The 25,059-nt window shown below is 38.9% G+C and carries 24 protein-coding genes; 12 read left to right on the forward strand and 12 right to left on the reverse strand.

The genetic code is table 11. The features are described from left to right. Nucleotides 1-2 precede the first annotated feature (2 nt). From CSEC_RS04890 to CSEC_RS04920, 6 genes are all read left to right on the forward strand, one after another. Entirely contained in the window at nt 3-2,741 is a 2,739-nt protein-coding gene (locus tag CSEC_RS04890; RefSeq protein ID WP_041017337.1) for a glycosyltransferase family protein, read from the forward strand. A 2-nt stretch (nt 2,742-2,743) separates the two neighbouring features. Then, nucleotides 2,744-4,210: a hypothetical protein gene (locus CSEC_RS04895; protein WP_041017338.1), complete on the forward strand. Its 1,467-nt coding sequence runs from the start codon at nt 2,744-2,746 to the stop codon at nt 4,208-4,210. Nucleotides 4,211-4,579: 369 nt separating this feature from the next. Beyond that, a complete protein-coding gene (locus CSEC_RS04905) occupies nt 4,580-6,127 on the forward strand; it encodes an Npt1/Npt2 family nucleotide transporter (protein WP_041017341.1) in 1,548 nt (515 codons plus the stop codon). 154 nt (nt 6,128-6,281) lie between these two features. Continuing rightward, complete coding sequence (locus CSEC_RS04910; RefSeq protein ID WP_154017632.1) at nt 6,282-7,205, forward strand: DUF6268 family outer membrane beta-barrel protein; 924 nt, start codon at nt 6,282-6,284, stop codon at nt 7,203-7,205. Nucleotides 7,206-7,223: 18 nt separating this feature from the next. After that, on the forward strand, nt 7,224-7,943 hold the full coding sequence (locus CSEC_RS04915; protein WP_041017343.1) for a class I SAM-dependent methyltransferase: 720 nt from the start codon (nt 7,224-7,226) through the stop codon (nt 7,941-7,943). 70 nt (nt 7,944-8,013) lie between these two features. After that, the gene (locus CSEC_RS04920; protein WP_041017344.1) at nt 8,014-8,886 is read left to right on the forward strand and encodes a class I SAM-dependent methyltransferase; all 873 of its coding nucleotides are present in this window, start codon (nt 8,014-8,016) and stop codon (nt 8,884-8,886) included. Here the strand turns inward: CSEC_RS04920 and CSEC_RS04925 are convergent. Beyond that, nucleotides 8,843-9,904 carry an inorganic phosphate transporter gene (locus CSEC_RS04925; protein ID WP_079977980.1) on the reverse strand — a complete coding sequence of 354 codons (1,062 nt, stop codon included), beginning with the start codon at nt 9,902-9,904 and terminating at the stop codon, nt 8,843-8,845. The two genes, CSEC_RS04920 and CSEC_RS04925, sit on opposite strands and share 44 nt — an antisense overlap. Nucleotides 9,905-9,907: 3 nt before the next feature. After that, entirely contained in the window at nt 9,908-10,549 is a 642-nt protein-coding gene (locus tag CSEC_RS04930; protein WP_041017345.1) for a DUF47 domain-containing protein, read from the reverse strand. 189 nt (nt 10,550-10,738) lie between these two features. On the opposite strand from CSEC_RS04930, the gene CSEC_RS04935 reads away from it, so the two are divergent. Both CSEC_RS04935 and CSEC_RS04940 read left to right on the forward strand, forming a co-directional pair. After that, nucleotides 10,739-10,921, forward strand: coding sequence for a hypothetical protein (locus CSEC_RS04935; protein ID WP_041017346.1), 183 nt, complete (start codon nt 10,739-10,741; stop codon nt 10,919-10,921). Continuing rightward, a complete protein-coding gene (locus tag CSEC_RS04940; RefSeq protein ID WP_041017347.1) occupies nt 10,896-11,210 on the forward strand; it encodes a hypothetical protein in 315 nt (104 codons plus the stop codon). The genes CSEC_RS04935 and CSEC_RS04940 overlap by 26 nt, the downstream gene beginning before the upstream one ends. 2 nt (nt 11,211-11,212) lie before the next feature. On the opposite strand, the gene CSEC_RS04945 is transcribed toward CSEC_RS04940, so the two are convergent. The 5 genes from CSEC_RS04945 to gatC all read right to left on the reverse strand — a co-directional run bounded on the left by CSEC_RS04945 (nt 11,213) and on the right by gatC (nt 16,070). Continuing rightward, nucleotides 11,213-12,106: a TIGR01777 family oxidoreductase gene (locus CSEC_RS04945; RefSeq protein ID WP_041017348.1), complete on the reverse strand. Its 894-nt coding sequence runs from the start codon at nt 12,104-12,106 to the stop codon at nt 11,213-11,215. Nucleotides 12,107-12,117: 11 nt separating this feature from the next. Then, complete coding sequence (locus CSEC_RS04950) at nt 12,118-12,702, reverse strand: thioredoxin family protein (protein ID WP_041017349.1); 585 nt, start codon at nt 12,700-12,702, stop codon at nt 12,118-12,120. A 126-nt stretch (nt 12,703-12,828) separates the two neighbouring features. Continuing rightward, nucleotides 12,829-14,280, reverse strand: coding sequence for an Asp-tRNA(Asn)/Glu-tRNA(Gln) amidotransferase subunit GatB (gene gatB / locus CSEC_RS04955; protein WP_041017350.1), 1,452 nt, complete (start codon nt 14,278-14,280; stop codon nt 12,829-12,831). Between the two features lie 13 nt (nt 14,281-14,293). Continuing rightward, a complete protein-coding gene (gatA, locus tag CSEC_RS04960; RefSeq protein ID WP_041017351.1) occupies nt 14,294-15,748 on the reverse strand; it encodes an Asp-tRNA(Asn)/Glu-tRNA(Gln) amidotransferase subunit GatA in 1,455 nt (484 codons plus the stop codon). Between the two features lies 1 nt (nt 15,749). After that, nucleotides 15,750-16,070 carry an Asp-tRNA(Asn)/Glu-tRNA(Gln) amidotransferase subunit GatC gene (gene gatC / locus CSEC_RS04965; RefSeq protein WP_041017352.1) on the reverse strand — a complete coding sequence of 107 codons (321 nt, stop codon included), beginning with the start codon at nt 16,068-16,070 and terminating at the stop codon, nt 15,750-15,752. A gap of 228 nt (nt 16,071-16,298) precedes the next feature. Between gatC and CSEC_RS04970 the strand changes: the two genes are divergently transcribed. Further along, nucleotides 16,299-16,733, forward strand: coding sequence for a hypothetical protein (locus CSEC_RS04970; protein WP_041017353.1), 435 nt, complete (start codon nt 16,299-16,301; stop codon nt 16,731-16,733). Between the two features lie 138 nt (nt 16,734-16,871). Here CSEC_RS04970 and CSEC_RS04975 read toward each other — a convergent pair whose 3' ends face one another. Beyond that, nucleotides 16,872-17,378, reverse strand: a complete 507-nt coding sequence (locus CSEC_RS04975; RefSeq protein ID WP_041017354.1) for a SycD/LcrH family type III secretion system chaperone — start codon at nt 17,376-17,378, stop codon at nt 16,872-16,874. A 356-nt stretch (nt 17,379-17,734) separates the two neighbouring features. Between CSEC_RS04975 and CSEC_RS04980 the strand changes: the two genes are divergently transcribed. Then, nucleotides 17,735-18,169 carry a hypothetical protein gene (locus CSEC_RS04980; RefSeq protein WP_041017355.1) on the forward strand — a complete coding sequence of 145 codons (435 nt, stop codon included), beginning with the start codon at nt 17,735-17,737 and terminating at the stop codon, nt 18,167-18,169. Nucleotides 18,170-18,177: 8 nt separating this feature from the next. Here CSEC_RS04980 and CSEC_RS04985 read toward each other — a convergent pair whose 3' ends face one another. From CSEC_RS04985 to CSEC_RS05000, 4 genes are all read right to left on the reverse strand, one after another. Continuing rightward, nucleotides 18,178-19,053, reverse strand: a complete 876-nt coding sequence (locus tag CSEC_RS04985) for a site-specific tyrosine recombinase (protein ID WP_041017356.1) — start codon at nt 19,051-19,053, stop codon at nt 18,178-18,180. 1 nt (nt 19,054) lies between these two features. Beyond that, nucleotides 19,055-19,618 (reverse strand): hypothetical protein, encoded by a 564-nt coding sequence (locus CSEC_RS04990; protein ID WP_041017357.1) that lies wholly within the window; start codon nt 19,616-19,618, stop codon nt 19,055-19,057. Between the two features lie 378 nt (nt 19,619-19,996). Further along, nucleotides 19,997-20,974: a hypothetical protein gene (locus CSEC_RS04995; protein WP_041017358.1), complete on the reverse strand. Its 978-nt coding sequence runs from the start codon at nt 20,972-20,974 to the stop codon at nt 19,997-19,999. Nucleotides 20,975-21,209: 235 nt separating this feature from the next. Next, on the reverse strand, nt 21,210-22,886 hold the full coding sequence (locus CSEC_RS05000; RefSeq protein WP_041017359.1) for a cation:proton antiporter: 1,677 nt from the start codon (nt 22,884-22,886) through the stop codon (nt 21,210-21,212). A gap of 315 nt (nt 22,887-23,201) precedes the next feature. On the opposite strand from CSEC_RS05000, the gene CSEC_RS05005 reads away from it, so the two are divergent. Then, a complete protein-coding gene (locus tag CSEC_RS05005) occupies nt 23,202-24,158 on the forward strand; it encodes an SDR family NAD(P)-dependent oxidoreductase (protein ID WP_041017360.1) in 957 nt (318 codons plus the stop codon). Further along, nucleotides 24,136-25,059 carry a DUF2878 family protein gene (locus CSEC_RS12635; protein ID WP_053331792.1) on the forward strand — a complete coding sequence of 308 codons (924 nt, stop codon included), beginning with the start codon at nt 24,136-24,138 and terminating at the stop codon, nt 25,057-25,059. The genes CSEC_RS05005 and CSEC_RS12635 overlap by 23 nt, the downstream gene beginning before the upstream one ends.

Below are 25,059 nucleotides of genomic sequence, written 5' to 3' on the forward strand. Positions count from 1 at the left end.
TCATGGTCACAAATATAAATCCTATCCCTTCCTTTGTTTTACCTATTCCCCTATCTAACGATCTTAAAACACCTCCCCTTAATGTGGCTCTCCCTAAAGCTCCGCAAGAACCCTCATTTTTCAAAAAATTAGGTCGCTTGGTTGTAGACATTGTTTTCCTTTGCACGCTGATTCCTTTTGTTATACGTCTTATCGTTAGGCGAATCAGCATGGAAAATCATAACAAATTACTTTATGAACTCCAGGAATTAAAATGGAGAGGCCTTATTCCGTCCGACTACGGAAATGCATTAATGATTTTACATGCCGACAGCAACGAATTAAAAAGAATTACAGAAGAGCTTCTCTCATCTTTACCTGAAAGCAAAACAAAAGGCCTAAATCAGCCGGAGCTTCTTGAATTAATTCAAAAGTCACCCCATCTCGGCTTTAAAAAATTAAAAGAACATCTTCAAATTGCAAGTTTTTACGAATTACAACATGTGACTCTTCTACAGGATTCCCCTATTTTAAAAGGACAAGCGTCCAGAATTCAGAAGATTTTCTCTGATTTTAGTGAAGGGGTGCTAACTCCCGAAAACAAGAAAAAAGAACTCTATCAATCTATTTTAAAAGAACGCTCCATCACTTTGATCTCAAACTGGATTGAGAAGAAAAGAGTTAATGGAGAAATCTCAAGCTTGGAAGCAAAAAGCCTAAGGAAGGGTTTAAGTGATCCTCAAAATTTCTTATCACGAATGAAAGAATTGGCGGCTCAAAAAGTAGATGAAAATGGCGAAAAAATCGGTAAGTACTTTTGGAAAGAGCTTTTAGAAACCTTAGATCAAATAGATGGCAAGAAAAGCACTGAAGAGATTGGGAAGCTATTAAATTCCATTTATTTTTATGAAGACACACTCAGTTTTTTAACTCGAGTTCAAGAGTCCGTTTTAAGGACGGGTCAAATAACAGAAAACGATAAAAGGGAATTATTTGCCCTAGAAGCTAGATTTATAGATGCAGCCGTAATTGACCTCGCCTACAACCCCAAGCTAGAGTATAGCTTTAGACAGGTTTTAGGCCAAATCCGAGGCAGACTAAGAAATATCAGCGACACTCTCAACTCAGAAGAAATTGATCATGAAGTGGTTTCAAAACAAGATGAAAAAGATCATGAACACTCTCTTTGCGGCTGTCACTTCTCTTTTGCCGATAGAAAAATTAAGCAGATCGATCTGCCAAAACAAGATATCATTCAAAGGCAAATAGTCGATATCTCAAGAAGCAGGCTTAACCTTTTAGCGAATATAAAAAAGCAGCAAGATGAAAAAGCAGAACTTAAACTCGAACGCGGCCGTGTCACTGATTTAACTCGCCTAGGTGAAATAGAATTAAAGATAGCGGCTTTAAAAGCTAAAGTTTCAGAGCTTAAAGCCAAAGCTAAGGACTTGGAAGACTCAGAGAAGGGACAAAAAGAGATTATCCAAGGTGTGGCAAAGCCTGCGATTTTAGGCTTTACCTGCAGTTTTGGCGCAGGCCATAATATGGCATGCCAAGGGGTCGCTAAACTTCTTGGAAATAGAAACATTCATTTTGGATGCGCTGATTTGACAACAGATGTCTTACTCCCGGCTTCTTTTATTCAAAATCTTGGAAAAAAGTTCGGTCAGGATTGGAGAATGACAGACGCCTTAAATTACATTGCCAGAAAGCAATTGTTCATCTTGCCGCGCATATTCAAATGGTTTGAAAGCTTCTTAGGTTCAATTTTTTCAATTTTTAAAAGCAATAGGGCAGAAGCCCCTGTCGATTCCTACGAGAAAGAGCTTTTAAGAAAGCGTATTTTACTGGAAAATCCGGATCAAATTTTTGCTTTTTACCATATGGATTTAAAAGCGGTTCTGGAAGTGGCGGAAGAAATGGGGCTGCCCGTAACTTATATCGCGACCGACCTTAACACTAAGATGGAAGAGCTTTTTGGCGATATTCCGCCTTCACATCCGAATTTTACAGTGGTGACAGCTTCTAATTTGCCAATTTCTTTAAAAACAGCAAGTCCAATCCATAAATCCAAAGTCAAAGTATCTTCCGGGGCTGCAAGACCTCTTATTTATAAGAAAACGGAAGAGGCAGAGATTGAAAAAATGAGGAAAGAGAGAAACCTTGGTAAAGATGACCCTGTGGTTATGTTTATGGCGGGCGGCAATGGAGGCCATTTTCCTTTCCCTGAGGCATTATGCTTTAGCAAAACTTGGGATAAACGAATCCACCTATCTTTGATTCTCGGAGCCTCAACAGAATTTGGAACGAGGTTTGATAGGCTCGTGAAAGAAGGTATCCTCAAAAAGGAAGGGGCTTATTATAAGGGCTCAAATCCTCTTGTAACCATTGAGCTTGTTAAAGATCCGGCTGCCGGAACCCTCGCTTGCCCCTACTTTGTTGGCGAAGGCGAGCTTAGCAAAATGTATGATCTTTGCGATGTTGTTTTCTCAAAGCCGGGCGGATCCACAATTGTTGAAACACAAATTAAAAATAAAGTTCTCCTCATCGACCATAGACAACCTCTATTACCATGGGAGAATGACAACTTAGATGAAATGTTAAAATCAGGAAGAGGGCTTGAGCTCAAAAAAGAGACCGATTTTGAAAGCGAATTAAAGGCGTCTCTTACAAGAGTTCAGGAAAGAAAACTTGTCCGTGAGGAGCAAGCTCCCCCCCTTGCCGAGGTGTTAGAAGATTTAATAAAAAATAAAAACAGGTAAATATGAATATTAGCCTTCATAATCAATATCAGCCAAACCTTAATGGCCTCAATTTTGATCAAGAAAAGATAACAGATGGGCCCGCACGAGAAAAAGATTGGCAAACAGTTGAAAGGTCTGTCCAGTATCTTAAAGACATTGATACAGTTATGGGCTCCCAGGATTTTGATCCGGATAACAATTTTATCGCTCAGAATGAAGAGGCTTATGACCTAACTTATAAAGCGCAGCAAACCATCCGAAAATTACGCCAATCTAAAGATTTAACACCTGCTTTAAAAGCTGCAGCTGAGCGTATTGAAAGAGTGGTTCTATCCTTAAGATTAGGTCTTGGTATAAGCGCTGATGATTTAGAAGCCTTTCCAGGCTATGAAGCTTTCATAAAAGCCAACCATTGGCATTATAAAGCGACTCGTTATAATCAAGTCTTTACGATGACAGATGAGGGCCATCCAAGTGTTCTTTTTAATGACAGGATGATTCCTTTTAGAAAGCTTTTAAAGAAAAAACATACAGAAGGGACTTTTAAAGGTCTTCCTGTTGTAAATCCAAGAACCATGAGATTAAATGGGGCTAGCATTATTCAAAAAGGCGTTATCTTAAAACCGCAAAAAAATGCGACACACCTTTTTTCCCATGAAACGGTAGATCCTTCCGAGTATGACAATGAATACGTTTTTCAAATCAACACTTCGTTAAAAGATTTAGAGGAAGCTAAGCAAGTTAAAGGAGAAGAGGGGCAAGTAAAACCTCGTTTTACAGGCGACCATTGCTGGATAGAACTTAAAAAACCAAACGGTAAAGTTTACTCCTGGGGTGTTGTTAGACCCGCCATAACGCCATTTCAAGGGGTCTTGCAGGGCAGCAAAATGATGCTTAATGGAGCCGCTGTCGTCCCGGATGAATACACTTCTTTAGAGAAAAAAGAAAATAATGTGCTTTCAACTGAATTTAAAATATCAAAAGAGCAGCACAAGGCCATAAAAGGTCAAATTAATAAAATGAATAAGGAAGGCATTCCTTTCTGCGCCATAACAGGTCTTACCTGCCAAGGACATGCGGTACACTTTGCTTCAAAGCTTGGAATAAAAGCCGAGGGCGAAATGACAGTGGCAACTTTTGTTGGCAAAAACTTGTTTAGTAAATCGATTATCCGTTTTTATCAAAAATTTGTTCCGGGCTTTATAAGAGCTGCTTTTACCTACATCGCCGACTTCTTCTTAGGAGTTGTTTTAAGGCTTTTTGGACAGATTCATGCTAAAGAATCTAAAGTCTCTCAACTTTTTGGCACTGAGTATGACGGTTTCCTCCCAAGCTTTTGGAATATCTTCCAGCCGGTCGTGGTTCAACACCCGGTAAGCATGAGAGAGTGGCAAAGAAAAGTCGAAGCTTATCGAGCAAGCGAAGATGGTCAAAAAGCAGGCCGTTTCGCTCTTCCCCCTCAATTTCAACTGCCGGCAACGATCTAATTCAATCAATCGCCAAGGGTCTTTCCTTGGCGATTTTCGTCCTTTTACAAGCACACCTTTCTAAATCCAGCCATTCCTTGGGCTCTAAGGATTGCTCGAAAGTTAGGCAAGACCTCTTTTCCTCGAATAGAGGGAACTTTATCGCCCGGCAGGATAGACTTGAATTTTTAGGAAATAAGTCATCCGGGACCTTTAATTTAGAGGACGAAAAACGAAAAACTTCAAGGCTTTAAAAGTTTTATCTCCACAACAAACATTACCTGCTTCTTGTTAGACTTTTTATTTTAATATTAAGTTTACTTAAATTTATTAATTAAATATAATATTAGTACTTAATCATATATTAATAATAACAACCAGGAAAAAGTAATGTCCAGTGATACGAAACAAGGAGAATTTTCCACCCTCCGAGCTATTTTTTTTCCCATTTATAGACATGAAATAAAGAAATTCTTGCCAATGGCACTTATGATGCTCTTTATTTTATTTAACTATACCATCCTTCGAAACGTAAAAGACTCACTTGTTGTGAACGCTAAAGGTTCAGACGAGGGGATCATTTCCTTCTTAAAATTATACGGCACAACTCCCTCTGCGATTATCTTCATGCTTATTTATTCAAAGATGGCGAACATTTTTAGCAGGGAAAAAATATTTTATCTCTGTATCACACCCTTTCTTGTCTTTTTTGGACTTTTTGCCTTTGTCATCTACCCTAACATTGAATCCTTACACCCCTATCCGGAAACTGTTTTTAATCTCCAATCTAACTTCCCTTACCTAAAGTGGTTCATCTCTATGTGGGGAAACTGGAGTTATTGTCTTTTTTACATTCTCTCTGAACTTTGGGGAAGCGTGATGGTTTCTCTTCTTTTCTGGCAGTTTGCCAATGAAATCATCAGATCCGAAGAAGCAAAAAGGTTTTATCCTCTTTTCGGCTTTATTGGAAACATCGGCCTTGTTATGGCAGGTTTTACAGTCAGCTACTTCTGCAACACTTCTATCTTAAATACAACAGATGGAACAGACCCTTGGCAGACAAGCCTTTACGCTTTAATGTCTATGATCATCCTCTCCGGGGCTGCCATCATGGGACTTTATCTCTATACAAGCCGAAAAATCGTTCCAACTTTAGAGCCGAAAGAAGCCAAAGTAAAAAAATCAAAGCCTAAACTGTCCATGTTAGAAAGCTTTAAGTATATTTTTACATCTCCTCACCTTCTTTGCATCGCGGTTCTCGTTTTATGCTACGGCGTAACGATTAACTTCATCGACGTTCTTTGGAAAGGACAGGTAAAAATTTACGCTCAAGGAGATAACAACCTTTTCGCAGCTTACATGGGTGAATTTTCAACAACGACAGGGATTATCTCTCTTGTCTTGATGATTGTTGGCGGTAACATTTTACGCCGTTTTAGCTGGAAGGTTTCAGCATGCGTCGTACCGGTTGTCATGATCTTGACAAGCATTGTTTTCTTCTCAGCGATTATTTATGGAAATGGCATGCCGATTTCTCAGCCGATGTTTACAGCTTTCGGAGTATCGTTTACAGCGGTCGCTCTTGCTACGCAAATCGGTTTTTGGCAAGGGGCTGTTTCTAAAGCATCGAAATATTCTTTATTTGACTCAACAAAAGAGATGGCCTACATCCCGCTCGACAACGAATTAAAAACTAAAGGAAAAGCGGCAGTGGATGTAGCCGGCGGTCGTATTGGTAAATCAGGCGGAGCTTTAACCTTCTCTATCCTGCAAACCATCTTCCCGGCAGCCACAACGCCCTCTCTTGCACCTTATCTTGCTGTCGTCGCTTTTGCAATGTTTATTGCTTGGTTCTTCGCCATCGGCAAACTAAGCACAAGCCTTGAAAAGAAAGAAGAGGATTCAAAAGAAGAATCTTTAAAACAAGTCACAGCTTAATCTCTCTTTTAATAAGCGGAAAACATTCTAGTTTTCCGCTTATTTTTTTCTATTTTATTTTTCCCAAAATCAGTTGACTTCCTAGATCTCTTGTTTTAAAAATAAGCTTATGTTTATAACAGTAAGCTTTCAAATTTTTTAAGAGATGGGTCCTTTGAAAAAAAAATACATTCTCACAGCTTTACTCTTACTTTCTTTTACAAATACCTCTCTTCATGCTGATTTTGAGGATTCCATCGTCAGCCAAGAGGAAATTGAAACCCCGGAACATCAAGGCCCCTTCAGGGGAGAGTTTGCTTTCGATGCCGTGGGATCCGCTAACATCGATAAACCCGGGTTTACAGGTCAAGAAGTTGATTTTTCATGCTTCGCCGGACGTGTCGGCTCAGTCATCTGCTATAGCAAACTCAAACGCGAAGCTTTTATGCTGGCTATCGGTGGGGCGAGAGCTAAAATTGACTGGGAAGAAAACCCCTACTTCAGCCAAACCGTATTTCCAACAGCTACATTGGCTTTAAGATTTTTTAGCAATAGGCTTGAGGATTGGATTTGGCAAGCTCAATTTGCGATGAATATCGACACCGAGCATTGGGATTTTAACCATTATCTTAATTTTGATATTTTGCTTTGGGGAAGACACGACTGGCGCCCAAATATTGGCCTTCATGCAGGTTTTATTGTGCAAACAGGAATGCAAATCGATCGCATTTACCCAATTATCGGCTTTGATTGGAAAATTAATGACTTATGGAAATTAAATCTAGTTTTTCCGGTAAACCTTAGCATCGAACGCACTCTTAACGATTGTTGGAAAGCAGCTCTTGCTGTTCGATTTTTTGATGTGAGGGAGCGCGCCGATGAAGATGAGCCTTTGCCTATGGCTCTTGTCTGCTATAGAAATACAGGCCTTGAATTAGCCTTCAAATACGATTGGGCAAATATTATTGAAGCTAACATACACGCAGGCTATACCGTTGGCGGGGAGCTTCGCATATCGAATCGCCATAATGATCATCCCAAACATTTTGATCTAGGATCAGCCGGCTACATAGGCAGCGAGCTTGTCGTTAAATACTAAAATACTTCAAAGGATAGGATGAATTGGCAAAAGCGCTGGTTTAATGAAGATTATCTTCTTCTTTATTCGTCACGAAATGCCGAAGAAGCCTTAGCCCAAGTCGATTTTATATCAAAAGTTTTAAGCTTAAGTCCCTGTGAAAGACTTATTGATATCGGCTGCGGCAGCGGCAGACACGATTTCCTATTGGCTAAAATGGGATTAATTGTCGTCGGTGTCGATCAATCTAAAACCTTAATAAATGAAGCGAAAAAACGCCTTGATCAAGAAAACCTTCCAAACCTTTCCTTTTTTGAAAGCTCAATTGAATCTTTCAAATCTAACGAGCCCTTTGATGTTGCCTTAAGCCTTTTTACCTCGTTTGGGTATTTTCAAGAAAACTCTGAAAACATAAATATTCTAAAAGCCATCCGTAGTCAGCTAAGGATAGGCTCGCGCTTTTTTTTCGATTATTTGAATCCATGTTTTGTTAAAAAGCATTTAATTAGCGAGGAAGTAAAGGTCATTGCAGGAAAAACAGCCCATATCAAAAGATGGGTCGATCACGATACCGTCATCAAGGAGATCCGCATTTCCAATAAATGCTACCGGGAAGAAGTTAAACTCTATGGCAAGAATCAGCTTTTAAATTTTCTTCAAAATACGGGCTTTGAGATTCAAAAAACCTATGGCTCTTATGAAGGAGAAAAATTAACAGAATCAAGTGAAAGGCAAATATTTTTTTCTATCGCTCGATAAAAGGGTTGCCATGGAAATCTAATTTGTTTAATAAGCATGTCCTTAAACCACCCCTGATTGGATAAAGCACATGAAAAACCGAATCTATGCTGCCCTATATTTTGTTCTATTTTTCCAGCAGTGCTTGTTTTCAACAAGTGATGCTTCCAATGAAGACAGCCTTCACAAATACAGTCAAAATATTTATTCCCAAAGAGGGGAAGATGGGATCTTGCAAGAGATTTTATCACGTTTAAATATAGAAAACGGATTTTTTGTCGAGTTTGGAGCATGGGATGGAATGTGGCTGTCAAATTCAAGAAACTTAGTTGAAAAGGGATGGTCGGGGGTTTATATTGAAGCTGATAAAAGAGGGTATGAAGCTCTTATTTCCAACTACAGAAATGAAAACAATGTCCTTTGTTTAAATGAATTTGTAGCCTATGAGGGGCAAGTACAAGGAAAAACAATCGATGCCATAGCAGATGAGTATTTTCCTCATCAAGAAATTGATTTTATGTCGATTGATATAGATGGAGCCGATCATCTAATCCTGGAGTGTCTAAAACGTAAGCCAAAAATTCTCTGCGTCGAAGGCGGTTTTTCCTGGAATCCCAACTTTACAAGGAGAGTACCCGACGCAATCGCTTTTCAGAATCTTCAACAGCCTTTAGCTGTCATGATTGACATCGGGAAAAAACAAGGCTATGAACCTGTTTGCTTTACCCAAAATACCTTTTTTATCCGCAGCGATTTGTATGAGCCTTTTAAAGAAATAAAAAATGATCCCCTGACCTTATGGCAAGAAGGCTTTAAAAATCTTCCTGCTGAAACCAGAAACTGGCTTATTAACTTCAGAAAAAATCATAGTATTATCCGCTCCGTCGAAGGCAAAGAATATTTAAATTTGCCTCTTGCTTCTATCTCCAAAACTTGGGACGAAGAAAAGTTGCAAGCGCGATAAGAATTCCTATGACAAGAAGATCTCCCGCCCAGTTTAGATGCATAAAAGCTGAAGACAATATAAAAGCAATTAACCCGCATAAAGGGAAGGTCAAAAGCCAAGCATAAATAATTCTTGTCACAACATTCCATCTCACTTCGTTGACACGCCTTGCCATCCCTGTTCCAATAATGGCTGTGCTAATAGTGTGAGTTGTGCTTAAAGGTATTCCAAAGGTCGACGCAAAAAGAATGGTAAGAGAGGCGGCAGATTCTGCTGCAAATCCTTGATAAGTTTCTAAATGAATGATTTTAATGCCTAGCGTTTTTATGATTCTCATCCCTCCAATTGAGGTCGAAATTCCCATTACCAGCGCACATAGAAGAATGACCCAAAAAGGAATTTTAAATTCGGGAAGCAAGTTTCCAAGAAAGAGCGTTAAGCTAAAGACGCCTATGAATTTTTGACCATCGTTTGATCCATGGCTAAAAGCCATAAATGCAGCTGACAAAACTTGCAAGTGTTTAAAAGCTTTTTTTGTTTTAGCAGGATTCGCATCATGAAATTTAAAGATGATAGCTTTTGTGATCAAATAGCCAATCAGGGTGCCTAAGAAAGTGGAAAAAAAAAGACCGATGGCCACTTTAACCCAACCCTCAAAAAGAAGAACGTCTAATCCGCCAATCGCAAGAGAGGCGCCGGCAAGACCTGCAACAAGGGCATGCGATTCACTTGTCGGCAAGCCAAAACGCCAGGCGAAAAGACTCCATAAGATAAGAGCCAAAAGACTTGCGCCTAAGCTCACTAAATTTATGGCTTCAGGCTTTACAATTCCGGATCCTATAGTCTCGGCAACTTTTGTACCATAAAAGGCCCCCAAAATATTAAAGATGGTCGCCATTAAAATAGCGGCTCTTGGGGTTAAGGTCCTTGTAGAAATAACTGTTGCGATGGCATTAGGAGCGTCCGTCCAACCATTGACTACTTCAGCGCCAAGGACAAGCGCTAAAACAATAAAAAGTAGAACCGATTCATCCATCTTTTATGAATATTTTAGGATTATTTGTTCAACCACATTAGCAAAGTCGACTCCCCGATCGGTGACGATTTCAAGCCTTCTATAGATATCGCTCCAAGCTAAGTAATCGGCAAGAGAAATTTGATCATGTTTCAACTTTATAAATAAATTCTGAAGAGCATCTCTTGCAATCGTATCGGCATCATGCTCTATCCTATAGAGGTTTCTGCAATATTTTAAAGTTTCTTCTGCATTTTCAGAGGGTGTTTCTATCCCTTTTGCCGATAGCTGAACAAACTTTCCAAGCTCAAGAATAAGGCTGCAAAGCTGATTGGCGTAGAGGGTCATTTCATTAAGTTTATAGATGATTGCGTAGCTTTCTGCGGTATGGTTAATGGCATTGATGATTTCATCGGTAGCCTTTGAAAAATTAAAAATATCCTCTCTATCGATTGGCAAGATAAAACCGCTCAAGCTAATTTCTTTAATGATGCTATGACAGATATCATCAGCAATGTGCTCTTCTCTCTTAATTGCCTGCACTAAGAAATCAAGGTCTACAGGTTTAGTAAAAATTTTATTTAAATAATCAGCCCCTTTAGACACGGATTCCGCGTGGTCTCGAAAATGTTTAAAAAAAGAAGCATCTTTTTTTTTCCAAAACATGAGAAGAAGTTCCTATTGAAAGATAATTTTTTACCCTATCAAAAAAAGATCTTCTCGGCAATTCAAACAAACTCACCTTAAATTTAGTTAAGTTAATTAACTAATTATTAATTTATAATTAACTAATTAATTGTTTTTTAATTAAAAATATGGTAATATATTATTTTTAATAAAATAAGGTTTATTAAGATGCAAGTTTCATCCGGTCCATCCCTTATAGAAAATACAGATCGATTCGAAGGGTTAAATTCTCAGGTAGTCGATGATTTTGAAATTAAATCCCCTAAAATTAATGAGAAAAAAGAAAAAACTCTCTTGGAGAGAATCGGCTCGGCTCCAAAAAGCCATGGACTCTCTCTCAAAAACTTTTAAAGAGGGTTACGATGCGACCCTAAAATTTATTCAAGATCATCCAAAATTAGTAAGCGTAACAAAAAAAATCATCTCTATTGCAGCGCTTTCCTTCTTTTTTGTTTATCATCCGATCTATGCCCCGATTGTGGTTATCGCTCTTGGAATCTTGTTTTCAGAAGAATTTGAACCTGCGGCTAAAAAATATCACGCTGGAAAAATAGATGACTATTTTAATAATTTGGATGAGCGGGATAAGGCATTAATTGCCGCGGCCGCAGCAGCCGGCGTTGATTTTCGAAACGTTTAAAATCAACCCTTGAAATAATCTTTTAGGAGCGGTTCAAGAGCCGGATACTTGAATTGAAAATTCGCCTGAGTGAGCTCTTCTGGCAAGGCGTAAATGCTTGATAAGAGCATCTCATCTGCCATCTCCCCTAAAACAAATCTAGCCAAAAAAGCCGGCATTGGCAGAAAAGCCGCCCGATGCAAGGCTTTTGCTAAAAGATTGGTAAATTCCTTATTGGTGACAGGCTGCGGGGAAACGCAGTTTATGGGTCCATAAACTTCGTTTGTCAGACAGAATTGAATAATCCTTAAAACATCTTCTAAGGCAATCCAACTCATGGCTTGCGAACCGTCTCCAATAGGCCCCCCAAGCCCTAATTTAAACGGGAGGGACATCGTCTTTAAAGCGCCCCCTTGGGGAGATAAAATAACCCCAAAACGAAGCTTAACGACTCTTACACCCTTATCTTCGATGGGATCAAGCGATTTTTCCCATTCTTGGCAAACTAGGGATAAAAAACCGGTTCCCGGACCTGATTCTTCCGTTAATTTTTCCCCTTTTCGATTGGTGCCATAAAATCCGACTGCAGACGCATTTAAGAAAACTTTAGGGGGATGGTTAAGCTCGCTTGCAACTTTTGCAAGAAGCTCAGTGGTTTGAACTCGACTCTCTAGAATCTTTTTTTTCTTTTCTTCACTCCATCTTCCACTAATGTTTTCCCCGGCAAGGTTAATCCACGCTTCAAATCCTTCAACACTTTTCGGATTCAAGATTTGATGGCTTGGATCCCAATAGATGCTATTTGAGGGTGCGTCTTTAGACCTAGTTAAAGCAGTGACTTGATGCCCTTCTTTCTTAAGATAATCGCTTAAGTTCGATCCTACAAAACCTGACGATCCGGCTAAAAGTATTTTCATAATGCCCCATTTTATTGAACTAAATCACAAGCCTCTTCAGGCATCCAATTCTTATCCTTACCTTTCCATTTTACGTTGCAGCCAATGGGATTGGTTAAAGGGGTAGAAATTTTTTTGCCGGAGATTTTTTCCTCTAAGGCTTTCTCTAAATCAAATTCTGTCGCTTTGGATGTATCCTTTGGATTATCTACAGCTCTTCCGCAATAAATCAATTTACGATTTTCATCAAATACAAAAAAGTGCGGGGTTCTAAGCGCGCCGTATTTTAAAGCTACGGCTTGATCTTCATCATAGAGATAAACCCAAGGAAATTTTTTCTCGTTTACCCGATTTTTCATTGCTTCAAAAGAATCCTCCGGAATCGTTTCGGAGCTATTGGAATTGATAGCAATAAAACGCACACCTTTATTCAAAAACTGTTCTGCTATATTTCTTGTCAGTTCATCTGAATTGATTACATAAGGACAATGGTTGCAAGTAAAAAAAATTACAAGGATCTTGGCATCGTCAAAATCTTTTAGGGAATAGCGTTTTCCATCAGTAGCCATTAAGTCAAAATCGACGGCTTTTTCTCCGAGGGGAAGTGTAAAGGGCATGTATTTTCCTTTTATAACCAGATCATAAACTTTGGTTCATAGTAGGAATAGAGAATTAAAAAAGTCAATAGAGAGAAAATAAAAAAGGCTTTAGCTTAAGCTAAAGCCCTTAAGAAAAAAATAGAATTAATGTTTTTCAAGTTTTGATTTAAGAAGCTGATTGACAAGTTCAGGGGGTGCTTTTCCCTTGCATTTTTTCATCACCTGACCGATTAAAAAACCGAATGCCTTATCTTTACCGGCTTTGATGTCTAAAATGGACTGTTCGTTTTCCTTGAGGACTTCATCAATAAATTTCTCAATCTCTTCAACATTCTCGGATGGCTGAAGATCATGCTCTTTGACAATTTGAAGAGGGGTTTTATGAGGGAATTTAACCATCTCATCGGCGACGGTTTTTGCAATCTTTCCGGTGATGGCTTTATCCTCGATGAGATTCACAAGTTCAGCCACATTTTCGGGTGGAATCTTACTTTCATAAACAAAATGATCTTGATCCTTAAACCTTCCGGAAAATTCAACTGTCAACCAATTAGCAAGGGATCTTGCGGCTTTTGTTTTTTTAAGAGACGCTTCAAAATAATCCGCAAATTTCTTTTCACTTGTCAAGACAAAAGCCGTATGCTCTGAAAGCGCAAGTTCCCTCTCATATCGTCTTTTTCTTTCTAAAGGCAGTTCCGGAAGATTTCTTTTAATTTCTTCAATATAGGCATCCGTTAAAATGATCGGCACAAGATCAGGCTCCGGGAAGTAGCGGTAATCATCCGCTTCTTCTTTTTTTCTCATTAGGATCGTTGTTTTTTTCTCTGGATCAAAGCGATAGGTGGCTTGAGGGATTCTGAATTCAGGGTCTTCAGCTGATTCATAGGCCTTGATTTGCTTTTTAATCTCCGCTTCAATAGCCATTTCCATAAAAGAAAAAGAATTGAGGTTTTTAATTTCGGCTTTATTTCTAAACTTTTCTTCGCCAAATGGCCGAACCGAAATATTGACATCAAACCTTAAGGAGCCCTCTTCCATATTACAGTCCGAGGCGTCAAGATACTCTAGTATCGATTTGACAGCCATAGCATAGGCGACAGCCTCCTTAGAGGATCTAATGCAAGGCTCCGAGACAATTTCAATTAAGGGAACGCCCGCCCTATTGTAGTCAACGCCGCCGAAAGTTGAAAAATGCTTGAGCATCCCGGCGTCATCTTCTAGATGCACGCGGTTTACAGAAAAAGATTTTTCTTGTGCCTCTACCTCTGCGATCACCGTCCCGCCTATAACAATAGGCTCATCAAATTGCGTGATTTGAAAGTTTCTCGGACTATCGGGATAAAAATAAGATTTTCGGTCGAATTTACTAAATTTTGCAATCTTGGCATTAATAGCAAGCCCGAATTGGACAGCTTTTTTTACCGCTTCCTTATTTAAAACCGGCAAAGCTCCCGGCTGTCCTGTGCAGACGACCGTAATATTGGTATTAGGTTCATCCCCAAAATGGTTCGGAGCCGAACTAAAAAGTTTGGACTTGGTATTTAGCTCGGCGTGTATTTCAAGACCGATAATGGTTTCCCATTTGGAATTTGCCATGAGTTAAAGCTCCTTACTTATATAAATCGGGAATGGCTTGATGATATGGGGTTGCCCTTTGAAAAGCGTCTGCTGCTTGAAGGAGCAGGCCATCTTGCTTTTGGGCAGCCATAAGCTGCAATCCAAGAGGTCTGCCGTCTTGAGTAAATCCACTCGGAATGCTTATTGCAGGCAATCCGGCGAGATTGCATGGAATCGTGTAAAGGTCTTCAAGATACATTTGAATGGGGTCTTTGATTTCTCCCGATTTGAAGGCTGCAAAAGGAGATACAGGCATCGCAATAATTGAGCAAGAAGAGAACGCTCTTCTAAATTCTTCGATAATAAGCGTTCTTACCTTTTGGGCTTTTTTGTAGTAAGCATTTTGATATCCGGCTGAAAGAACAAAGGTGCCGAGTAGGATTCTTTTTTTAACTTCTTTCCCGAACCCTTCTTCTTTTGAAAAATCATAAACTTCACGAAGAGTTTTAGCGCGAGGAGATCTTAACCCATATCTTATGCCATCAAAGCGAGCCAAATTAGTTGAAGCTTCAGCTGTCGCTAAAATATAATAAACCGCAATCGAATAATCGATCAAATCAAGTCTAATATCAACAAGAGCGGCGCCTAAATTCTTATAAACCTCAAGAGCACCTAAGAAGGCCTTTTTTGGTTCTTCAGAAAGCTTTTCAATAAGATGCCAAGGCACGCCGATTTTCAAATCCTTCGGAAAAGTTCCAAGCTTGCTTACGATTTCTTCGCTTCCAAGAGGAATGCTCGTCGAGTCTTTTTCGCAATGTTTTCCGATGACTTCCATCATTAACGCAATATCTTTTACCTCTTTGGCGAAAGGTCCGATTTGATCAAGGGAAGAGCCGTAAGCTACAAGGCCATACCTTGAAACACGCCCATAAGTGGGCTTAAAGCCTGTCACCCCGCAAAATGCCGCCGGAAGCCTGATAGAGCCGCCCGTGTCGCTTCCAAAGGCTATCGGACAAAGCCTTGCGGAAACAGCAGCTCCCGATCCCCCGGAGGAGCCTCCGGGAACACAAGATAGGTTCCATGGGTTTCTTGTTTTCTTTAAGGCTGAGTTTTCAGTTGAGGACCCCATGGCAAATTCATCTAAATTCGTCTTTCCAATTAGTATTCCATCCTCTTCTTCAACAAGACTTGTTACTGTGGCATTGAAAGGGGCTTTATAATTAGTAAGGAATTTGGAGGCGCATGTAGTGATGACATCTTTAATGTGGATATTGTCTTTAAAAGCGATCGGAATCCCTGCTAATTTTCCAAGCTTTAATCCTTTTTTTCGCTTCTCATCGAGCTTTCTTGCTTGATCTAAAGCCTTTTCATCCAAAACAGTCAGAAAAGCCCCGATCTCTTGGTCGAACGTTTCTATACGTTTTAAAAAGTGAGAGGTTACTTGCTCCGCGGACAAATCGCCGTTTAAGAATTTTTTGCGGATCTCAAAAGCCGATAAAGTGTGCATGCTACTCTAGATCCTCGATTTCAATATTCTTATTCATCACGGATGGGATTTTTATTAAACCGCCTGTGGAAGATGGGGCTAAATTTAAAAACTCATGCCTTGGTAATGTTTCTCCGACTTCATCTTCTCTCATCACATTGTAAATTTCTGAAAGAACATGGTTGCAAGGGGCGACATTATCGGTATCGATTTCCGCCAATGTGTCAAAATAGCCTAAAATGCTTTCCAGATCTTTTAAAAGGGTTTTTCTTTCTTCTTCGCTGCATTCTATGCGGGAAAGCTCTGAAAGTTTTTTTATTAATTCATCGTTTAAATGAGCCATAAGGATTCACTCCAAAAGAGAAAAATCATAAAGGATCGCCCCAAATGTTGCAATGACGTCTTCCTACAGGGAAGAGTCAACCCCTACATTTCTTTACAATATCTTTATATTTTTACGATAATTAGCATGATTTTCTTAATAATATTTTAACAATCTTTTGATAGAATAATAACTTCTAATATCTAGAAACAACTTAAAAATAATAATAATTAATACTGGAGAAACTAGATGAGCAGCCCAAGTCAAGCAACCGATTCGACAGAACCTTCATTCAACCTATTCAATACCATTTCCGAAACCGCAAAAACCGGCTTAGATCAAGTAAAGAAAAAATTCGAAACTTTTAAATCCGACAATCCCAAGCTTTACGCTACTATTAAAAAAATTATTCCTTTTGCCATTTTAGCCTTAGCTTTATTCATAAGCCCTTTGGCAACTGCCATTGGATTTGGAGTTGGATTTGTTTTTTCTAAGCAACTCTCCCCTATTATTAAAGACGTTGAAAAAGGGGTCGTTGAGGCTTTTAAATCAGCAAATATTTATGGAAAGGCCTTAATTGGAGCCGGTATTCTTGGTTCTCTCTTTCTAATCCCTTCTGCAATTACCGGCTTAATCGTTGGTACAGAAGTTGGCGCAAGATCAAGAACTTATGTAAATTTCTAATTTAAAAAATTATATCAAGCTACCTACCTGCCCAAAGAGGGCTGATATTCTGAAAAGAAGTCGGTCTTTTTTGGGTTTTTTATTTGGATTTCTTTCGAAGTTTCAAAAGAAGACTTCTTTTGAAACTTGGTAAGAAGACTATTGATCTCTCAAGAGCAACTTTTTAGCTTGCTCGGCTTGTTCCCTTAGCTCTTTATATTCATCTAAATCACCGGCATACTCTAAAGCCAGGTCGACCGCTAAAAGAGCGCTTTCCCGATCGTGGATGGAGAAGAGGCATTTGGCAAGATAAAAAAAAGGGATCGGGTTTTCATGACTTAAGGAAGCAGCCATTTCATAAGCGTCAATGGCTGACTCATATTCGTGGCACATTTGGGTAGACATCCCAAGCCCTAGCCAGTAGTCATGGTTATAGGGGTTTAAGGTCACAAGGAATAAAAAGGCGTTGGTCGCTTCCGCGTATCTTTTACCCGCAAAAAGTCTATAGGCCGCAGACTTAAACCGAGACATCATTTCAGGTGAAATTTCTAAAATTTCTTGGGCGGATTTGCCTTTCGCCATTTCTAGCTTCAATTTTTCAAGATTACGAAGCTTATTTTTGGCTTTTGTAGATAATTTAAAATCTGTCGACTTCTTCTTAGCCATTCTCAATTCCGATTCGTAGAGCAAAGAATTCTTTTTCCCCATGATATGGGACAATAGGATAAAGGGAAGTGGATGTAAAGAGTATTTTTTGATGAATTTATCTTAAAATATTTTTTTACTAACAATAAAAAGAAAACTTCTTTTTTAATTTATTAATAGTTCATTGAAAAACTTCATTCAGAGCAGTTCAAATAGGGTTTTATTTTATAAAATAGGCTCCCAAATTTTTGCAAAGAACAATATCTTACCTATCCAATCCAACAACTATTAATGAGACTTAAATTGTTTATAAATTAGTTTATTTGTCTTAATATGATTAATTTAATATAATCGAACTCCTTTAATTTGGAGGCTTTATGCAAGCTGCAACTACATCCGCTTTAATTCCACCTGTTGTCAATATTGATATAGAGGCGCAAAAGCCACTAAATCCTGAGGGACCGGAAGCGCCTGAAGCGCCAAAAACTTTCTCGGAAAAAATTAAATCACTCGCTCTCAAAGTTTGGTCCTTCGCCAAGTGGTTTTTTAACGCCGTGCTAAATGTCGTTCTCTTTATTACAAACCCAACTTTCTATGTGGTGGGTTTTGTGGCAGGAATTATCTTAATTGAAAAAATGAAAGAGGCTGTGCAGCGAATCACTGCCGTATTTGAAAAGCAAAAACTTTCTTTCCTTATTATCTTAGGAATCGGCGCCTTCTTCTCTCTACCTATCGCGCTTGCTTCCACCTCATTTTTCTTTGGCTCTATTACAGGTATTAACTTGGCAGAAGAAACTCCTCCTCCAGTGTGAGGGATCCTTTATCTTGGGTGAAATGCGTAGAAAGCTTCCTGAAGCTTTGAGTGGCTCATGTGCATGTATCGATCGGTTGATCCGATGTTTTGATGGCCCATCATTTCCTGAATGACACGAATCTCAGCGCCATTATCTATGAGATGGGTGGCGAAGGAATGCCTTAAAGAGTGGGGAGAAATATTTTTGGAGATGCCGGCTAATTTGACATACTGCTTGATCATTTTCCATACCATGATCCGATTGATGCGAGTACCTCTTGAGGTAACAAAAAGGGCTTTTTCCTCTTCGCTGTCATAAAGGCTTCTAAAACAATTTAAATAACGGTCAATAGCTAAAAGCGCCCTGCTTCCTAGTGGCGTAAGCCTTTCCTTCCTACCTTTCCCTTTAACTTTTAAAAAAGTATCCGAGACATCATAAAGATTTAAAGAGACAAGTTCTGAGACTCGTATGCCTGTCCCGTAGAGAACTTCCATGATCGCAAGGCTTCGACACCCCTCTTCTGTTTCGATAATGGGTTTTTTAAAGACAAGTTCGATTTCTTCGATGGAAAGAATGTTTGGGATAGTTTGCCAAAGCTTAGGATTATCTAAGTAATAGGCGGGATTCCGCTCAATAAAATTTTCTCTTTTAAGGAACCGAAAATAAACTTTAAGAGCAATTAAAGCTCGTGCTATGGAAGAGGATTCAAAATTTTTTGTTTTTAACTCAGCTAAATGAGCGATTATTGTTTCTTCATCCACTTTTTGGATGTCTTCAAGGCCTCTATTTTTTAAGTAGGCATAAAATCTCGTTAGATCTCGTAAATACGCCTGAGTGGTATTTTGAGACAGCCCTTTTTCAGAGGAAATATAGCTGATAAACTCATCTATTAACCGATCCATTTTAAGAAACAGCCGCACTCTCTTTGCATTCTTCATTTTTTAATGTTTGCATTCTATGAGAAATAGCAAGAGCAAGTTCCCTCTTAATTTCTTCAATAGGAATAAGCTGCACTTGAAATAAGGGAACTTCGATGAGCTCTCCGGTTTGAGCGTCTTCATAATAGGAGAGACCCTTTTCCCTATTTTTTTCACCGCGGGGAAAAAGCCTTTTTTTTCTTGCTAGGAACAAGGATAAAATGAAGGTTTTCTGCTTGGAGTCAGGGGCTTCTTTTAACCGTTCCTCATGAAATAATTCGTAAGCCAATTCTTCTTGCTGAATAGATTTAGACGACGGTTTTTTTATTTTTACGCAAGCAACTTTAGCTTTCCAATGAATCAGCGTCTCTTCTTTTTCCTTGTATTCACTTTTAACGACGCATTGAATGCAAAGATCATCCCTTAAGAAAATTCCCTCTTCATTTTGATAAAGCCATGAGGCCACTTGATGACCGGGTTTGAAAAGTTCCTGACATTGAATACACCCTTGAGCTCTTTTTGGAATTTCAGGTCGAATTGTATTTAACAAAATGAACACCTTCAAGTTAGAAAAAAACGACTATCCGGCAAAGCCCCAAATTTCTTGAAACTTGGAGTTTTACTCGCAAGTCCTTTACAATAATTCAACGGAAACTTGTTTTGAATAAGTATTTTTGAAAGCTTAAAAGTTTTAATCAAAGAAACAAAATAGACTTGTCCCTATATTAAAAAAATAAATTAGCCGAAAAGTTGCGGCTTAAACATTTTCTTCCTTTAGCAAGAAATGATTGACTAACCTTTGATTTTTTAGAAAAATTTCTTAACCTTTACTTTTTATAAAAGTTATCAATTATGTAATTCGCTCAAGGCCAATCGCTGTAAATGAATATCATCTTTCATCTAAAGCGATTTTTCTTGGATTACGGGTTTAAACAATTTTGGGTTTTGCACCGCCACTTGTTCTATAAGTTAATGCAATCTGAACATCCGTCTCCTCTATGCACATAAGCTTAAAGAGTTTATTTTTTTCTTCTATAACCACTTTACCTATTTGGTCTAATTCATGCGGTGCAAGTGTTTCCATTTTTTTGTGAATCTCTTCGTCAATCCTAACTACATCACTATAGCCTAATTTAAAATGTTCAATCTTTATAAATCGTTCAATCCACTTGGCAAGTTCTTGGGTTTTTATTTCTCCAACAGATTCATCACTTGCTTTTGCCTTAATAAAACGTTCCCCATATTGAGTTAGGACATCTATGGGATCTCTACGATTATCAATCTTTTGATTTCGGGTTAATATATTTTGAGCAAGACGGTCGATTGCAGCGTATTTAAGAAGTTGCTCAATCTTGGTTCCTTTATAATCCCAGATATTGGGACTTTCTTGTACTATTTTTAAGCCTGGAGCAGAAACTTCTGGACGTTCTCCAATCATTCCAACAAAATCAATGATGACATTTCTTCCGGTCGTTGAGGCCTTGACAGACTCTTCTAGCATTGTAATAAAGATTTCCTGCCAGTTTTGTTGAGCCTTTGTTTCCTCCGGCTCACCAAATTTAGTCCATCTTTCATCTAAGCATGCTTTAATAAGAAAACGAGCCTTTTCAAACTCCTCTAGATTATCTGGCGTTAGTTCGGGTTTATCCCCCATAATAATGCCTAATATTCTCTCAGGAGAACAATGTTCTTCTGTTAAAAATTTTTTGACTAGATCTAATTGCGGCTTGAGAGTTTTTTCTATATGTTTAATCTCTGTGACGCTAAGGAAATGATCTGCCTCGAAATGTAACCAACCACTAGAAATCAATTCGCTTGAATATTTTGATTTCCCGGTTGAAGAAGGACCAGCTAAATAAACGACTTGACCTATTGCGGTAATACTAGGAATAAGAGCACTATTCATTACAAATCCAAAATTTTAAAATTAAAAATTTGTTCTTAGTTATAAATCATATTAATTTTAAATAAAAACTCACATTTATACTTTATGATTTTGTGTCGGATTTGAAATAAAATGTTGGGGTTTTTCATTGTAGTGGCAGCAAATTGTTTAGTACATTCAACTTACATCATATAAGCTGGCACAGCCAAAACTTCTTATGAAATAAAATTATTTGTTGATTAGGTTATACTTTTAGTTAATTACCCATTTTATCTAATTCGTCCCGAAGATAAGAAATCAGCTTTTCGGACGTTGCTTCCTCGTCGCAAATAAACGGGATATCACTAAAATACTGATCGGCTAAGCTTGCTTTATAACGGGATCTTGCAATGATTTTAAGATTGGGGTTTGTGTTTTGCGCTACTTGGATAATAGATCGAGTGGCTGAAAATTCGGGCGTTGCAACTACGAGAAGTCTGGCATTTTCAAGTTGTGCTTTTTCCAGAATATGAAATTGAGTGGCATCTCCGTAAATAGCTTCCAGTTTTCTGTTCTTAAGAGCTGCAATAGCGTCTATATTCTGATCGACCACTGTAACGTGGTAACCTCTTTTTAAAATTTCATGAACAGCTGCTTGTCCTATTGGCCCAAACCCGATAACAATAGCTCGAGGAAGGAAGGATCTGTTGTTATCTGCGTCATCGCTTAGATGTTGAATCGATAATTCCTGAGGCACATTGCTATAGCGTTTATCTCTTGCGCCGGTGATGTTAAACAATTTGAATAAAATTGGATTAAGGGAAATGGTAACAAACGCGCATCCAATTATAATGTCATACGCATTGTCAGGGAGAATGCCTAAATAGTTCCCTTCTTCAGCTAAAATAAATGAGTATTCTCCGATCTGGGCTATGGCAAGTCCGACCGCCATGGCAACTGAGGATGGATATTTTGCTATTTTAACGATTAGAAATGCGATGATTGGGCGCATCACCAGTATTATGACTAAAATCCCTAAAAATAAAGGCAAATTATTCATAATCGTGACCGGATTAAAAAGCATGCCGACGGAAAGGAAGAATACCGCTGCGAATGTATCCCGTAAAGGGAGCGCATTTGCCGCCGCCTGATAACTCATATCTGTTTTACCAACAATTACACCGGCGATAAAAGCGCCTAAAGCTAAAGAGACACCGAATGAATAGGAACTTACAATCGCGATCATAAAGGTCGTGGATAAAATGGCCATCGTGAATAGTTCGTGGGAGCGAGCTCGAGCCACTACCTTTAAAATATTTTCGACAACTTTTTCCCCAAATAAGTGTATGATGAATCCCAGGGCAGTTATCTTTACCAACACCAAAAGAATTTCATAAACAACATTCAGTTTTGAATCTGATGCGCCAACACTTGCTGTGACAATGGCCGGTAAAAGAAGCAGCCCAAAAACCGAGATTAAATCTTCTACAATGGTCCAGCCGACAATAAGATGGCCTTGTTTGGTTTGAAATAATCCCCGATCGGATAAAACACGGACTATCACAACCGTACTGGATACACTGATGGCTATCCCTATGACTAATCCGGCAAGCAGCGATTCGCCCAAAAAATGGGTGTAAAGAATGCCGACTAAAATAGAAATAGCTGAAAGTATCAAGGCTCCCGGGATAGCGATTTTTTTTACCTCGAGCAAGTCCTTCCAGTTGAAATTCAAACCGACAACAAACATGAGAAGTGTGACGCCGATATTCGCTAACTGTTCGGTTATGTAAGGATCAGCTGCGAAGCCAGGCGAGTTGGGGCCGATCAGAAAGCCTGCGATTAAATAACCAATGATTGGAGATTGTTTAAACCTTTGGGCGATGTAGCCGCAAAGACAAGCTAAACCAAGTCCAATTGCCAAAAGCCAAATAACCTTAAGCTCTTCTCCCATAACATCCTTATTATTCAATAATTCAAAAAATTTCCATTATTCATTTAAATTAAAATAAGCAAAGGACAATCTCTAACTCCAGGTAAAACCTCCCACACGCTCGCCCTTCCCCTAAAATTATCGGATAGAATCCCGATTTCTTTAGTAAAAATGGGTTAAACTGGGCATCTAAGAGGGATAATGAACTCATGAACTTTTGACAGGAAAAGAACAAATTAGGCATATATTGTACTTTGAATAAAGAAGGTTTGTGCCATAAGTCAAGCTTTCGCAACATGCTTCGAATGCAAAAGTTTTAGCTGGAGACTTAAGTTAATGACGAAAATAGATTGGATCGACCAGCTGCTTGATTTAACCATTCTTTTTTCTTTTGATCATTCCGGATTCAAAAGGCACTGTCCTAATCCGCTAGAGAAGATCGATTTATCTGGGAAACATGGTATTGTGACAGGAGCTAGCAGCGGCATTGGTTTAGCTGTTTCAAAAGCCCTTCTTCAGCAAGGAATGCAATGTCAATTAATCGGACGGGATCTGGCTAAATTAGAAAATGGATTTAAATCGGATCCCTTTGTTTCTCAAGCAGAATTTTATTCTCTTGATATGAGCGATTTAAAAAAAGTTTATAATTTTGCTTTAGAGGATGTAAAAAGCCCTATCGATCTTCTTATTCACAATGCAGGGAGTATGCCCCTCAATCTCAAAATCACGAAAGGCGGGGTTGAAGAGATGTTCGCCGCCCAAGTTCTTGCCCCATTTATTTTAACGAAAACACTAGCTGATGTAGGGAAACTTCAAAACGGTTGCCGCATCATATTTGTCTCATCGGGCGGCATGTATTTACAAAAGCTTGACCTTTCAGATCTTCTCTTTGAAAAGCGTCCTTATAATAAATACAACGGCTATGCAAACGCAAAACGAGCTCAGGTTATTCTTTCCGAGCTATTTTCACAAAAATATCCTCAATACTTATTTAGCTCCATGCACCCCGGCTGGGTAGACACTCCGGGAGTTCGACATTCGATGCCGTCCTTTAAAAAGCTTTTAAACAAGCGATTACGATCTATTGAAGAAGGGGCCGATACCATTTTATGGCTTGCAACGTCTGATAATTATTCAAATGGAAAATTCTGGTTTGACCGTAAACTTGCTAAAACCACCCTCTTCAATTTTAATCAATCAAGTAAACAGGAGAAAGAACTGCTTTGGACAACCTGCCAATCGATTTTGGATACAATAAAAGGACCCTCTCATGAACCTGTCATTGATAAATAGCCTTTGCTACACAATTGGTTGGTTTTGGTGCGTCCTTTTAGGAATTCACGAGCATTCCGCTCTAGCGGTCATTGGAGCTCTTTTTTTAATATTCGTTCAGCTCTATCTTGCAAAAGTTAAAGATGTCTCTTTATACATTCAAGACTTGCTTTTAGTCCTATTTTCCATTCCCTTAGGCGCTCTATTGGAAATATTTTTTATTCAAACAAACCTTATCCATTACTCCAACACCACCGGCATGCTGCCCCCCATTTGGATTGTTTTTCTGTACCCGCTCTTTTCTCTTCTGATCAATCATTCGTTAAAATTCATCAAGAAAAATACCTTAATACCTTTTCTGCTTGGCTTTTTGGGCGGTCCCCTAAGTTATGTTGCTGGACAGTCCTTAGGCGCATTAACTTTCCCCTCCCCGCTTATTCCAACGTTAATTATTATTGGGGTCTCTTGGGGCTTATTTCTTTGCCTTCTTGTGAAAATCGCGAATATAGTCGAAAAAGCCGCCTTAGAAACTGTAGCAGAGCTTGATTCAAAAAATCGCATGAAGTTATTATACGATGGCGACTGCCCGATTTGTAAAAAGGAAATTTGCCTTCTTCAAAAAAAGGATACGCAAGGTAAAGTCAATTTTGTCGATATTTCTTCAAAAGAGTTTTCACCCTCCGAGAATAATAATATTGATTATAACACCGCAATGGCTCAAATGCATGCCATTGATGGTAAAGGGAATCTCTTGGTCGGTATACCTGCCTTCGCGGCAGTGTATGCACACTGCCAGTTGTTGATCCTCTCAACTTTACTGCGTATCCCTTTTATAAAAATAGTCCTTCAACCTCTTTACAGGCTATTTGCAAAGAAGCGTCTTTGGATTACAGGAAGAGAAAATACCCACACCAAAAAGTAG

The organism is Criblamydia sequanensis CRIB-18, from assembly GCF_000750955.1.
In the GTDB taxonomy this organism is placed as follows: domain Bacteria; phylum Chlamydiota; class Chlamydiia; order Chlamydiales; family Criblamydiaceae; genus Criblamydia; species Criblamydia sequanensis.